We start from the raw sequence: 13377 nt of genomic DNA, 5'->3' as shown, positions 1-13377 counted from the left end.
CTGCGGCAATGCTTCCCTCAGCGGCGTCTGTTGCGAGTCAGATTTTAATTGCGTAGTGTTAAGTAGCAGACATAGTAGGCAGGCGATCGCACTTAACTTAAGGTATGACTTTTTGACGAACATAAGTAACTCCCAACAAACTAAATGTCCACCATACCAATTTCGAGCAGGTATGCTACTTTAGACAAAAGTATTAGAATAAAGACATCTTTTTACTGAGAGAGGGAGTAGCTATTTTGTTGAGTCTCAAAGCTTTGTCAGTAGTTTGTACAAGTACGTCGTTACTCGTATTTGGTGTTAATGAAATAGCGGACGCTTCTTCTTTTAATCCGACACCTATATTTGACAACATTGCTAGTTACACTACTACTATTACTGGAGATAATAATCTAGCTGATATTTACTATCCTAATCCCACAGACTTAAAAACAAGCAATTATTCCTTTCCAGTAGCACTATTACTACAAGGTGGATTAGTTGACAAATCAAATTACTCTAATTACGCTCAACAAGTTGCCAGCTATGGATTTGTAGTAGTGGTGCCAAACAGCAAGCGTACAGTTCCAACATTTGGTGAAGCATTATCACCCCAAACTCGCCAAATTGACACAGCTTTACAACAAATTGTAATTGAAAATAACAATACTAGTTCACCTCTTGTAGGCAAGCTGGATACAGAAAAAGTAGGATTATTGGGTCACTCGTTAGGTAGCGCCGTAGGATTATCTGCAATTGGAAATTTATGCGTGACACCAACACTTTGTTCGGGTTCTTTCTCAAGACCTAAACAAATTCTAGCAGGAGCATTCTTTGGTGCTAATCTGCGCGATGAGAATGATGTTTATCTTCCTATTAAAAATGATGGAATACCAGTTGCGCTTCTGCAAGGGGATCTTGATGGCAGAGCGCTGCCAATACGTGCTAGTTTAACTTATGACCAAATTAAAAGTCCGCCCGCTGCACTAATTAATATCACTGGTGCCAATCATTTTAGTATCACAAATACGAATAATCCTGCAGGTGCAATTCCTGACCCTATAGATGCTACACTTAATCAAGATGTAGCTATTGAAACAATTGCCCGGTGGAGTGGTTTGTTTTTACGCGCAAGTATTCTTAATGATCAAGACGCTTTTAATTATGTTTATTTCACAGGTGATGCGGCTGACTCCAATGTGATAGTAGAGAGTAAACGTGTTTCCGAATCGGCATCAATTGCACCTTTGGGAATATTGTTTGCTTATTTTACGATTACTCAACTACTAAAAAGAATTGACACACTACAAGATGGCTGAAACTTCTAACTCACCCGTAACCCGCTCCTCCAGTAAAACTGAGCAGACGCTATCAGTTGGCGATCGCCAGATTCGCTACACGGCTTCTTCTGAGTGGCAAACCCTGTTTGAGCGTGAAAAACCCGTTGCCGAAATGTTCCATGTGGCTTATCTAGCCTTGGTTGAAGAAGCATCGCTACGACCGCTCACTTTCGTCTTCAATGGTGGACCGGGAGCGGCTTCCGCTTATTTGCACATGGGAGCATTGGGTCCGAAGCGCGTTTATTTCGGAGCCTGTGGCAGCCTGCCCAAACCTCCTGTTCGGGTGGTGGATAATGTAGAAAGTTGGCTCTCGTTTACGGATCTAGTGTTCATAGATCCGATCGGCACGGGCTTTAGCCGCAGTTTACCTCAAGACAAAGATACCAAGTCGAGCGAGAAAGCTAATCCGACTGAGGAAGATAAACCCAAGGAAATAGAATTCTGGGAAGTCGAGCGAGATTTGAAAGCATTGGGAGAATTCATCCAACGATTTCTCTCTCGTCACAAGCGGTGGCTGTCCCCCATCTTCATTGCCGGAGAGAGTTACGGGGGCTTTCGGGTTGCCAGGTTAGCCCGCAGGCTGCAAGAGGAATTTGGCGTCGGTCTTTCCGGTATCATTTTGATCTCTCCTGCTTTGGAGTTTAGTCTGTTGGGCGGTAGCGACTACAACCTCACAGCTTGGGCAACCCTGATTCCTTCCTTTGCGGCAGCCGCTGCTCATCACAATCGTGCCCAATGGGCTGGGGAACCGGGGAATTTGCAAACTCACATAACAGCAGCAGAACAATTTGCCCGCACAACTCTGATCCCACTTCTGGCAATGGGAGATGCCATGACATCCGATGAGCGCACCTCTGCCTATCAGCAACTGGCAGGATTGATCGGCTTGCCCGTGAAACTTGTGGAGAGACAGGCAGGAAGGATCGATATTGAAGTGTTTGCCAGGGAACTGCTGCGGGATGAACAGCGGATTGTGGGACTTTACGACGCTTCGATTACGGCGATCGATCCTTTTCCTGATCGCGTGAGTTATGAGGGCATCGATCCCACTTTGGGTGGGTTGGATCGCCTGTTTGCTGGGGCAATCAACAGTCACTTGCGAGACACGTTAGGCGTTGAAACCGATTTGTCTTACCATCTTTTGAACTTGGAAACATTCAAAGCTTGGAAATTCGATCTTAAAGGCGACTTTAAGCAGGGCTTTATCGGCTCGGTAGACGATTTGCGTGCAGGGATGGCTTTGAATCCCTATATGCAAGTGTACATCGTTCATGGATTGTTCGATCTGGTCACTCCTTATTTTGCTTCAAACCATCTGGCAGATTTGATGAAATTAAATCCAGAGATTCGCTCCAATCTGACTGTGCAACATTTTCCAGGTGGGCATATGTTTTACACTTGGGATGAATCGCGCTCTTCATGGTTGGCTCAGATGAAAGTTTTCTACCAGAACGCGATCGTTTGACTTCAATTAACCATTACACCATGCTTGTCGAAATTACCACTTGGTATTTAGAAATGCTCGATCCTAAGCAACTACGCTCAGTTCCTCCAGGGGACTACAAGCTTTTAATTGAGCAAGCAAAAATACCTTCTCCTGAATTCAGTCGCTTTCTTTATACCAGTGTGGGTGGTGACTGGTATTGGATTGATCGCTTAGACTGGAATTATGAGCGTTGGTTAGCTTACCTAAATCGACCAGAGCTAGAAACCTGGGTAGCTTACGTGAGCGGAACACCTGCAGGATACATTGAACTTGAAGTTCAACCTGATCACAATGTACAAATTGCCTACTTTGGTATCATGCGACAGTTTGTTGGACAAAGATTGGGGGGACACCTGCTCAGCTTTGGAGTTGAACGAGCATGGAAAATCGGTGCTGTTCGAGTGTGGGTGCATACTTGTAGTTTAGATGGTCCTTTCGCGCTAGCAAACTATCTTGCACGAGGCTTCCAAATTTATCAGCAAGAAGTACATACTCAAGAACTGCCCAATCAACCCATTGGTGCTTGGCAAGGTGCGTATGATTGAAGTCATAATTTAAACATATCAGCTCTTAATTGTGATATTACTTTAGCTGTTCGAGCGAGGGTTAATTTTCTGTGTAAGTTCCACGAACTAATTTGATAGGCTAAAAGAAGAAATAGCATGAAGCTTTAACCATGTATAAAATTTCATCAATTGCCAGGTTTCTCAATCTAGCTACCTTCGTAACTACCTTAGCGCTGGTGACAGTTTTTTCTTACCCATTAAAAACGCGATCTCAAACACCCAGCAATGCCACTCCCCAATCTGGTTGCTTGTCTGGGTACGCCAATGGCACAGTTCAAGGCGATCGCCCCATAACCCGTAATGAATTTGCGGCGGGATTGAATGCTTGTTTAAATCAGGTAAATCAACTCATCCCCACTAACAGAGAAAATTTAGCAACGAAGGCAGACTTGGAAGTTTTGCTTAAACGGCACAGGGAGTTAAACGAACAACTGCGCGAACTTAATGGGCGAGTTAACAACGTTGCACCTGCCCAAAAATAAAAGTAGTAATTCAAAATTAAACAAACCAATGAACCAAAAACGAGAGTTTCCTGATTGGGACAAATTATATCAAGAGGGTCAAGTAGAATCAATGCCTTGGTTCAATCCGGAGCTTGATGTAGATCTTAAGCTTGGGTTAACTAAGTTGAATATTAACACGGGAAAGGCATTGGATCTTGGTACTGGTCCTGGTACACAGGCGATCGCCTTAGCTCAACGCGGTTTTCAAGTAACTGCCACCGATCTTTCTGGTGCAGCTATTGGGCAAGCTCAAGAAAAAGCTCAAGAAAAAGGTTTGCACATCTCCTTTCAACAAGATGATATCCTTAATAGTAAACTTAACGAAGAATTTGACTTTGTATTTGACCGTGGCTGTTTTCATGTGTTCCACCCTGAGCAAAGACAAGACTATGTTCAGGTTGTACATACTTTAATTAAGCCGAAAGGTTATCTATTCCTTAAATGCTTTAGCCATTTAGAACAACGTGAATCAGGTCCTTATCGATTTACATCAGAAGAAATCAAGGAAATTTTTCTGCATAGATTTAACCTCATATCTACACAAGAAACTGTTTATCAAGGAAACTTAGACCCGCTGCCAAAAGCACTATTTTGCATTTTAGAAAAGTGTTGAGATGCTGCCGTTGCAATTAAAGATTAGTGATATATGTCTCACATTCTTGTCGAAAATCTCAGAAAGACTTTCTTTGTGTCTGAACGCACCTCTGGGCTTTTCGGTTCAATCCGAGGACTTGTGCAGCGAAAAACCAAAGAAGTCCATGCATTGAAAGGAGTTTCGTTCTCGCTTGAGCAGGGAGAACTTGTCGGGTATATCGGTCCAAATGGAGCTGGTAAATCGACTACTATTAAAATTTTAAGTGGCATCTTAGTGCCTTCAGATGGAAAATGTATAATTGGAGGACGAACTCCTTGGCAAGATCGAATCCAGCATGTTGGTCGGATTGGAGTAGTGTTTGGTCAAAGAACACAACTATGGTGGGACTTACCAGTAATTGAGTCTTTTGATTTGCTTCGAGATATTTATCGCGTTCCCCAGACGGAGTATAAAAAAACACGCGACGAAATGATTGAGCTTCTTGGTTTGGAAAGCTTTCTCTCTACTCCTGTGAGACAATTAAGTCTTGGGCAAAGGATGCGATGTGACTTTGCGGCGGCAATGCTTCACAAACCTGAGATTCTTTTTCTTGATGAACCCACTATAGGGCTTGATGCGGTTTCAAAGCTTACCGTCAGAAAATTTATCAAAGCTCTGAATAAAACCCGTAATGTTACTACCATCCTTACCACCCACGATATGGATGATATCGAAGCATTGTGCGATCGCGTGATTATTATTGGTGGAGGTGAGATTCTTTGTGATGGTTCTCTGACAAAGCTGCGTTCTCAAGTTTCTTCACGTCGATACTTAAAAATAGACCTGAAAAACGATGATGTAATATTTGCACAAGATGGAGTCAGTATAATTTCTCAGGAAGGTCGCACTGTAACTCTTGCTTTCGATCCAATCAAAATTTCTGCTGCATCCTTAATTAGCCAAATTACCTCAAAATATGAAGTAGAAGACCTGTTTGTGGAAAATCCACCCATTGAAGAGATAGTTGCTGAACTTTACGCCACAGGAGGTTTTTAAGATGAAAGCGTATTGGTCGCTGTTTGTGGCAAGATTTGCACTTCTACTACAATATCGTGCTGCTGCTTTAGCTGGGGTTGCAACTCAGCTTTTTTGGGGGTTTGTGAAAGTCATGGTTTTAGAGGCATTTTTCACCAATACAACCTCTGTTCAACCTATGACTTTTCGCGAGGCGGCAGGATATGTATGGTTAGGGCAAGCGTTTTTGTTCGCAATTGTCCCTTGGGGAGGTGATAGAGAGATTCAAGAGTTGATACGTTCTGGTGCTGTAGGATACGACTTGATCCGACCTACTGACCTTTATAATTTCTGGTTTACTCGCGCTCTAGCGCTGCGCACAGCACCTCTAATTCTCCGTGGTATACCTCTTCTTGGCGTAGCATTTTTTATTCTTCCCCTTGTAGGGCTTTCTGAGCAATCGCTTTCTTTTCCACCGTCATTTGCTTCTTTCCTTGCCTTTTTTCTCTCCTTTATCGGTGCAATTCTTCTTTCATCTGCATTAACTATGCTTCTTACTGTATCGTTGATGTGGACACTTTCTGGCGAAGGAATTAATAGTATCCTTCCCACTATCGTTATTGTCTTCTCCGGAATGATTGTTCCTTTACCACTTTTTCCTGAATGGATCAAGCCTTTCGTTTATGCACTACCATTCTCAGGACTTCTCGACCAACCTTTTCGTCTTTTTACTGGTAATCTTTCACCAGATGCACTATCTCATGTATTGCTTCATCAAATTTTCTGGATAGTCGTCATTGTGATCCTTGGGCGTATTCTTGTGAACCGGGGTGTAAGAAAGCTTGTAATTCAAGGAGGATGACTGTGAACGGTTTTCTTCTCTACCTCCGATATATCACCGTATCTTTGAGAGCGCAAATGCAGTATAAAGTGTCCTTCTTACTTCAAGTCGTAGGGCAGCTTCTTGGAACTGTGATTGATTTTTTGGGAGTCTGGGCACTTTTTAGCCGTTTTAACAGTATTGGTACGTGGACTCTGAGTGAAGTTGCTCTGTTTTATGGGATGATCAACATTTCTTTTGCCTGTGCTGATGCACTGGGACGCGGATTTGATACTTTTGGAAAAATAATTAAGAGCGGTGACTTTGATCGTTTGCTGCTGCGTCCGCGTACTACAGTATTGCAACTTCTGGGTACAGAATTCACTTTGAAGCGAATAGGACGATTTTTTCAAGGGTTTGTGGTGATGATGTGGTCATTTTCAACGCTTCACATTCCTTTTACTTTAAAAACATTGTGGCTTTTGGGCAGCTCATTTATTGGAGGGGTAGCACTCTTTGTTGGTATCGTCATTGTACAGGCAACGTTGACATTTTGGACTATCGAGTCTCTGGAAATTATGAATATCCTTACCTATGGAGGAGTGGAAACAGCTCAGTACCCTATTTCAATTTACGGTAAATGGTTTCAGCGATTCTTCACTTTTTTGATACCGCTTGCCTGCGTGAACTATTTTCCTCTACTTGCAGTGCTGGAAAAAGAAGATACTTTTTTAGTGCCTTTGTGGTTTTGTTTCGTATCGCCAATGGCAGGTATTCTCTTTCTGATAGTTGCGCTTCAGCTTTGGAAAATCGGGGAGCGATATTACTGTTCTACTGGTAGCTAGTATAGTAAATGAATAACGATACAATTCACATTCGATCAACTATCTTGCTCTGCTTCAAAGATGCTGGTAATGTCACGAGCGCCATGAAGTACCCGAACTACTAGAATACCTTCTGATATAGGTCTGTAGAAGATTATATATTTGCCAACAGGAAAACTACGCAATTCTGGGGCAAGATCCAAACGGCTTCTCCCTAATCCAGGAGAATTTGCTAATAACTGGAACTTCTCATTTATTGTATCTATGAAACGCTGTGCTGCTGCAACACCAAGATTTTGTGCAACGTACACTGACACTTCAAAAATGTCTTGATCTGCAAGTTCCGTAAGTTCACACCGTCTACTCATGATTGTGTCGGCTGTCCTTGTTCTTGCGCTGAAACAGCCCTCATAACACGAATCTTAAGGTCTTCGGCATCAAAAGGCTTGGTTTGCCCTCTGTCTGCCTGTTCTATACCTAAAGCGATTTCTCTACGGAGTTCTTCTAGGTGATGCTGTCGCAAAATGTCTTGTTCACGCAAAAGCCTTAGTGCTTCGCGGACAACTTCACTAGCGGAATTGTATAGACCACTTGAAACCTTCTGTTGTACGAACTGTTCCAGTTCTGGCGTTAGGGAAACATTCATGGTTAAGGCTATACATAAGATCTCTAGCTATAGTATAGAACAAATAACCAGGATTAGCAAAGATTGTTATTAGGGATTACCCTAAAATAAAGTCATGGGCGATCCCATTCACTAAATTTTCCTATCATCCTACGCAAGGCTCATCCACAATTGGTGCTGGTAATGGGAACTCTTCGCCACGTAGACAGGCGTCAAATTGTTCTTCAAACCGAGTCCAACTGGTGGCGATCGACCGTTCCAATTTACACTTAGGTGCTTCTCGATACAAAGGCATCCGTTGTTCTATCAGACTTTTGAGTTGTGACGGCAAGGCTTCAAAGCCATCTACCTTAGCACCAGTATAATTTAAAACTAAAAAACCAGGTTTGCCTTTCATTTTCATCCACGGTTCCCAAGGTCCCATGCGGTAGTAAGATAGGGCAACGGCAAGATGATCCTCTGGTCTTTCCTCTTGATTTAGCAACCTGGTGGGAAAAATAAATTTGTACGAATCTGCGGATTGGACGTACTTTTCTGGGGAATAGTCAGCAAATTTGGGGTTTGCTGCCAGTGGATTGGGTAATTTCAGGTTGAAATCCAAGGAAACAGCGGAAATTTCTGGCGCAACGTCAGCTTTGATTTGAGGTGGAATGGGAAACTCTTGGTAATCGTAAGAGCGATGCATCACTCCAAGTGTCTCGCCACTCCAAGGATTGCGCCACTGCTTCAAAACCTGTCCTGTTTGCGGGTCGAGATAGAGCGTAATTTTACGACTTAATAGTATCCAGCGTCCAGTTGCTTGGTCTTGAATGCACCGGGAGATGTCAACACCTAGAAAATCAAAAAGGTGAACGGGTTCATCTTCGTCTAATGGTTGAGCGTACATTGCACCAACCGCATCGAAGTAATAAGTCCGGCTGTCAGTGCTACAGCGCACCTTGACAAACTGCTCATCTGTAATAGTTGACTTGGTTAAGCTCATATGTTGAGAATAGCAATCAGAACCGAACTATCGAAAACAATCGCGCTTTATTTTGTTTCAAAGGCACTATTCATTTTATCATCTTCGGCAGCCGCTTCTTTCTTACGGCATCTCAGAAAATCATCCACAGTATCATCATGTTTCAAATATTGCTGCGGAGCGCGATCGCGCTAACGCCAACGCCTGTTGCTGTGTAATCAGCTTTTTCAATTTCCTACAAAGCCACTTGGTTTGTACTAAATCATTTTAATCCAAAAAATTAAAATTGATTGGAATTAAGCCCAAGGATAGGGTATTTTCCACAGCAACCGAGTTTAGGCTAGGGGTGTATTTAACTTGACAGTCGAGGAGAAATGTTCGATGGCTGAGACTCAAAAACAAGGACAACCAACAGATCAAAAGCCTGATGAGTGGCAGCAAGACTTGAAATCCCAGCCAATGCCTGGTAGAAATTTCGGTCTTCAGGGATCTTCAACAGGAGAATCTCCCCTAAACGCTTATGAGATTAAGGAGTTGTATAGTCAACTCAAAGGTTTTTCCAGCGACGAAATGAAACAGATTACGGTGCTACCAACAGGCGCTCCCTTGGAACATGGTAGTAAGTATGTGGACTTAATGGACTCGGAGCGCAAGGCATTTACTGCAGGGGAAGATATGAAAGCCGGAGCGAATAATCGCTATGTGGCGAAGAAGGATATAGATCATATACTCTGGGGTAAATTAACTGATGCAAGCAATCCAGAGTAAGGGGATAATTAGTCAATTAGTAAGTAGGTTTCAGGGCAAAGGTTTTAAGGGCTGAAGCCCTTACTACAAACAAAAGTGCGATCGCACTTAATTCATTAGTTAGAATAAAAAAACCGAAGTATCAAACCCAATCATTGATGACGCCCCTAGACTTATCAACTGCTCCTACCTCTGTCAGTTCGCTCCAAGCGAAGTTGAGTAATTTACGTGCGCTGATGGAAGACTACAATCTGGACGCTTACTTGATTCCCTCTGCCGATGAACACTTAAATGAGTATCTCCCAGAAGCAAGGCAACGGCGGATGTGGGTGAGTGGCTTTACAGGCTCTGCAGGAGATTTGCTGGTGGGGCGAGATTGGGCATGGTTGTTTGTTGATTCCCGTTACCACGAGCAGGTAGAGTTAGAAGTTGATTTATCTCTAGTTCAAATCTCCAAGCTGGGACTTGAAAAGCATAAAACTTTAGTTGAAACTTTGGAAAGTTTGGGGCAAGAAGCTACTCATTTCCGCTTGGGGTTCGATCCATTTACCATCCAAGTCGAGCAATTTCGGACATTTGAAAAGCAACTGAAATCTGCAAGCGTGGAACTTGTGTCAGTGAAAACAAATTTGGTGGATGTTGTTCGTTCCCAAAGTCCTTGGGTGGAATCTGAACCTATACCTGCTTTGGGCAATTCAAAAGTATTCGGCTTACCAGATGAAGTCACTGGAGAAACAACAGCACAGAAACTAGCCAAGGTGAGGGAAGCCATGCAATCAAGCAAAACGGATATCCTCCCCATTACTAAGCTCGATCAAGTGGCGTGGCTGTTTAACTTACGCGGTTGGGATGTTCCTTACAATCCAGTTTTTATTGCTTATTCACTCATTACCCAAGAGCGAACGTTTCTATTTACTAATTTAGAGCGCATTGAAGCAGGTGCAAGGGAAGCTTTGCAAAGTTATGTGACTTTGCTTCCCTATGAACAATATGCAGAAACTTTGATTGCACAAGCGCACCAGAAACGGGTACTTTTAGATCCGAAGCACACAACGATGGGTACATATCAACTGTTAGACAATGCCCGGATTGTGGAAACTAGTAATCCGATTGAAGGGATGAAGGCTCGCAAAAATGCGGTGGAAGTCGAGCAAATGAAGGCGGCGAATCTCAAAGCAAGTCGAGCAAAGGTGCGCACCTTGAAGTGGATATCGGATATGCTGGCAAGTGGAAAACGCTTGAGTGAGTTTGATGTAGCGGGTGCGATCGCTCAATTTTATCAACAAGAAGCCGACTTCCAAGGTTTAAGTTTTAATACGATCGCAGGCAGTGGAACCAACAGTTCCATCGTCCACTATGGTACACCCAGTCGCGATCAATTTCTCACACCAGGTCAATTTTTCCTACTTGACTCTGGAGCGCAGTATTTAGGAGGTACAACAGATGCCACCAGAACCATTATTGTCGGCGAACCAACTTCCGAGCAAGTTTTACGCTACACAGCAGTTTTAAAAGCCCATATTAATTGTGCCATGCAACGGTTTCCCAAAGGCGCTACTGGTATCCAAATAGATGGAATTGCCCGTTCGGCAATGTGGATGGAAGAACTCGACTATGGTCATGGTACAGGACATGGAGTGGGTGCTTTCTTAAATGTTCATGAAGGACCAAATGGAATTAGCAAGCGTGCTGCTGAACCATTGGAACCTGGTATGGTGACAAGCATTGAACCTGGTTTCTACGCTTCAGGTTGGGGCGGAATTCGGATTGAAAACCTCTACGTAGTCAAAAACCTCACCCCAGACACGCAGGGTGAGACAGATCAAACCAAAACCCCTTGGTATGGCTTTGAACCCTTAATATACATTCCCTTTGACAAACGCCTAATCGCTTTGGAACAAATAGATCAAAAGCAACGTCAGTGGCTAGAGAATTACTATGCAGCTATTGTGGAGAAGTTAGCTCCTACCCTGGAAACAAGTGAAGCAGAGTGGCTGAGAGAGGCTTGTAGTTTGTGATTAATTATACTTTTGTTAACTCTCGCAACTGGGTTAGTACTGCCATTGCGTGATTCTTTGCTTGGACTTTTGCCCAGGTGTGGGCAATGGTTTGATTAGGTGCAATGAGGAAAGTTGAACGCTCAACACCCATGTATTCCTTGCCCATGAACTTTTTTAATCGCCACGCGCCGTAAGCTTCAGCTACTTGATGTTCTGGGTCACTTAATAATGTAATGGTCAAGTTATGCTTGTTAATAAATTTACAATGAGTCTTTTGTGAATCAGGACTAACACCTAAGATTTTCGCTCCCAATTGGCTGAAGTCAATACTTAGCTCGGTAAAATCTTTAGCTTCAACAGTACAACCGGGAGTATCATCTTTAGGGTAGAAATAGAGGACAACCCATTGATCGAGGAAATCACTCAAACTCACTTGATTGCCGTCTTGATCAATAGTTGAGAATAAAGGTGCTTGTTGTCCTCGTTGGGGTATATTCGTCATGATTCATCTACTACCTTGATACTCCATAAATACCACAGGTAATCTCAATAATCTTTTCCCTAGTTGAGAAATTCCAAACTTACGCTGGAGAGATTGAGGTAATTCTGGGAAGGAAATTGGCACAAAGTCAAAGCGACTGTAAAACTGTGCCAATCGATCGCCCAGACATTCCAAATACAGTGGTTGAGTAGCTTGTTGAATTAGATGCTGTGTCAGAAAAGAAGCCAAACCACGACTTCTCCAAGCTGGTGCAACAACCAAACTTCCAAGTTCTTGTGCGCCAGAGAAGTTGCGTAGTTGTCCGCAAGCTACTAATTGTCCCTCGCATTCTATCACCCAGAATTGCTCTAAGCGTAATTGGGTCGGATCAAGTTTTGCCGATAGCACCAGCCATCGAATCGACCAAGTATCCTCAGATTTTGCCCTACGAAGAGTACATTCAGTTGGTATCATGGAAAAATTTAGTAGTACCTAAGGGTGTTGGTTCAAGAACGTCTCAATTTCGTTGAGTTCTTCCTCGCTCAGACGAAAGTCAGCCGCGCCGATGATGCCATCAACTTGTGCTGCACTGCGCCCACCAACGATCGCACCTGTCACAGCCGGATGCCGCAAAGTCCAGGCGATCGCTACTTCACCTGGGGAACGCCCGTGTCGCTGTCCAATTTGCCGCAGCAGTTCAACTAGTTCCAAGTTGCGCGATAGACGTGGCTCTTGGAAATTAGCACTACGGCGTCGCCAATCATCAGCAGGCAAGTTTTTTACCCTTTCTTTCGTCATTGCGCCTGTAAGTAAACCAGACGCCATTGGTGAGTAGTTAATTACACCAATATTTTCCTGTTGACAAAAAGGCAAAATTTCCTCTTCAATGTCTCTCTTCAGCAGTGAATAGGGTGGCTGAAGAGAAGTAATCGGTGCTATTTTCTGAATGCGGCGCATCTGCTCGACATTGAAATTAGAAACTCCGATGTAGCGTACCTTACCTTCCTTTTGCAGTTCCGCTAACGTAGTCCAGCCCTCTTCAATATCAGCATTGGGCCAGTGGATTTGGTAAAGGTCGATAACGTCAATTTTCAGTCTTCGCAAGCTATCTTCGACTTCACGGCGAATTGATTCGGCTTTGAGGACAGTACTAACCTCGCCCTTTTCGTTCCAGACTTGCGAACACTTGGTAAAGATATAAGGACGCTGTGATTTTCCTTTAAGTGCTTGAGCGACCATTTCCTCAGAGTGACCCAACCCGTAAACAGCAGCAGTGTCAATCCAGTTTATACCAAGGTCGATGGCTCGCTCAATAGCAGCGATTGAGTCTTGATCGTCTTGAGAACCCCAAGCAAATGACCAACCAGCACCCCCAATCGCCCAAGCACCAAATCCAATCAGGGTTATTTTCAGGTCAGAGTTTCCCAGTTGTTTAGTTTGCATAGCTGTTTGCATATTTA

16 protein-coding genes are annotated in these 13377 nt (G+C 43.5%); 10 read left to right on the top strand and 6 right to left on the bottom strand.

Features of this window, described 5'->3' with window-relative positions; translation table 11 throughout:
- Positions 1-236 precede the first annotated feature (236 nt).
- The 8 genes from ICL16_RS30545 to ICL16_RS30510 all read left to right on the top strand — a co-directional run bounded on the left by ICL16_RS30545 (position 237) and on the right by ICL16_RS30510 (position 7124).
- Positions 237-1295, top strand: a complete 1059-nt coding sequence (locus ICL16_RS30545) for an alpha/beta hydrolase family protein (RefSeq protein WP_190835355.1) — start codon at positions 237-239, stop codon at positions 1293-1295.
- A complete protein-coding gene (locus ICL16_RS30540) occupies positions 1288-2781 on the top strand; it encodes a S10 family peptidase (RefSeq protein WP_190835354.1) in 1494 nt (497 codons plus the stop codon). Before ICL16_RS30545 ends, ICL16_RS30540 begins: the two co-directional genes overlap by 8 nt.
- Complete coding sequence (locus tag ICL16_RS30535) at positions 2736-3347, top strand: GNAT family N-acetyltransferase (RefSeq protein ID WP_202895793.1); 612 nt, start codon at positions 2736-2738, stop codon at positions 3345-3347. Before ICL16_RS30540 ends, ICL16_RS30535 begins: the two co-directional genes overlap by 46 nt.
- Before the next feature lie 131 nt (positions 3348-3478).
- On the top strand, positions 3479-3850 hold the full coding sequence (locus tag ICL16_RS30530; RefSeq protein WP_190835353.1) for an S-layer homology domain-containing protein: 372 nt from the start codon (positions 3479-3481) through the stop codon (positions 3848-3850).
- Positions 3851-3878: 28 nt separating this feature from the next.
- The gene (locus ICL16_RS30525; protein ID WP_190835352.1) at positions 3879-4484 is read left to right on the top strand and encodes a class I SAM-dependent methyltransferase; all 606 of its coding nucleotides are present in this window, start codon (positions 3879-3881) and stop codon (positions 4482-4484) included.
- 33 nt (positions 4485-4517) lie between these two features.
- The gene (locus ICL16_RS30520) at positions 4518-5501 is read left to right on the top strand and encodes an ABC transporter ATP-binding protein (RefSeq protein ID WP_190835351.1); all 984 of its coding nucleotides are present in this window, start codon (positions 4518-4520) and stop codon (positions 5499-5501) included.
- A gap of 1 nt (position 5502) precedes the next feature.
- Positions 5503-6321 (top strand): ABC transporter permease, encoded by an 819-nt coding sequence (locus tag ICL16_RS30515; protein ID WP_190835350.1) that lies wholly within the window; start codon positions 5503-5505, stop codon positions 6319-6321.
- 110 nt (positions 6322-6431) lie between these two features.
- Entirely contained in the window at positions 6432-7124 is a 693-nt protein-coding gene (locus tag ICL16_RS30510) for an ABC transporter permease (protein WP_337907156.1), read from the top strand.
- 35 nt (positions 7125-7159) lie between these two features.
- Here the strand turns inward: ICL16_RS30510 and ICL16_RS30505 are convergent, their stop codons facing one another.
- The 3 genes from ICL16_RS30505 to ICL16_RS30495 form a co-directional block, all read right to left on the bottom strand.
- A complete protein-coding gene (locus ICL16_RS30505; protein WP_190835348.1) occupies positions 7160-7471 on the bottom strand; it encodes a type II toxin-antitoxin system RelE/ParE family toxin in 312 nt (103 codons plus the stop codon).
- Positions 7468-7749: a type II toxin-antitoxin system ParD family antitoxin gene (locus ICL16_RS30500; RefSeq protein WP_190835347.1), complete on the bottom strand. Its 282-nt coding sequence runs from the start codon at positions 7747-7749 to the stop codon at positions 7468-7470. Before ICL16_RS30500 ends, ICL16_RS30505 begins: the two co-directional genes overlap by 4 nt.
- Before the next feature lie 124 nt (positions 7750-7873).
- Positions 7874-8710 (bottom strand): DUF1838 family protein, encoded by an 837-nt coding sequence (locus ICL16_RS30495; RefSeq protein WP_190835346.1) that lies wholly within the window; start codon positions 8708-8710, stop codon positions 7874-7876.
- 360 nt (positions 8711-9070) lie between these two features.
- Here ICL16_RS30495 and ICL16_RS30490 point away from each other — a divergent pair, with 360 nt between their 5' ends.
- Positions 9071-9457, top strand: a complete 387-nt coding sequence (locus ICL16_RS30490) for a hypothetical protein (RefSeq protein ID WP_190835345.1) — start codon at positions 9071-9073, stop codon at positions 9455-9457.
- A 137-nt stretch (positions 9458-9594) separates the two neighbouring features.
- On the top strand, positions 9595-11454 hold the full coding sequence (locus ICL16_RS30485; protein WP_190835344.1) for an aminopeptidase P family protein: 1860 nt from the start codon (positions 9595-9597) through the stop codon (positions 11452-11454).
- A 4-nt stretch (positions 11455-11458) separates the two neighbouring features.
- On the opposite strand, the gene bcp is transcribed toward ICL16_RS30485, so the two are convergent.
- Genes bcp through ICL16_RS30470 form a run of 3 tightly spaced genes read right to left on the bottom strand, consistent with a single transcriptional unit; the run spans position 11459 to position 13372 of the window.
- Complete coding sequence (gene bcp, locus ICL16_RS30480) at positions 11459-11938, bottom strand: thioredoxin-dependent thiol peroxidase (protein ID WP_190835343.1); 480 nt, start codon at positions 11936-11938, stop codon at positions 11459-11461.
- A gap of 3 nt (positions 11939-11941) precedes the next feature.
- Complete coding sequence (locus ICL16_RS30475; protein WP_190835342.1) at positions 11942-12391, bottom strand: GNAT family N-acetyltransferase; 450 nt, start codon at positions 12389-12391, stop codon at positions 11942-11944.
- Between the two features lie 18 nt (positions 12392-12409).
- On the bottom strand, positions 12410-13372 hold the full coding sequence (locus ICL16_RS30470; protein ID WP_238361028.1) for an aldo/keto reductase: 963 nt from the start codon (positions 13370-13372) through the stop codon (positions 12410-12412).
- Positions 13373-13377 lie beyond the last annotated feature (5 nt).

Origin of the sequence: Iningainema tapete BLCC-T55 (assembly GCF_014698965.1) — a bacterium.
GTDB classification, from domain to species: Bacteria; Cyanobacteriota; Cyanobacteriia; order Cyanobacteriales; family Nostocaceae; genus Iningainema; species Iningainema tapete.
This window is presented reverse-complemented; position numbering and strand designations above follow the sequence as displayed.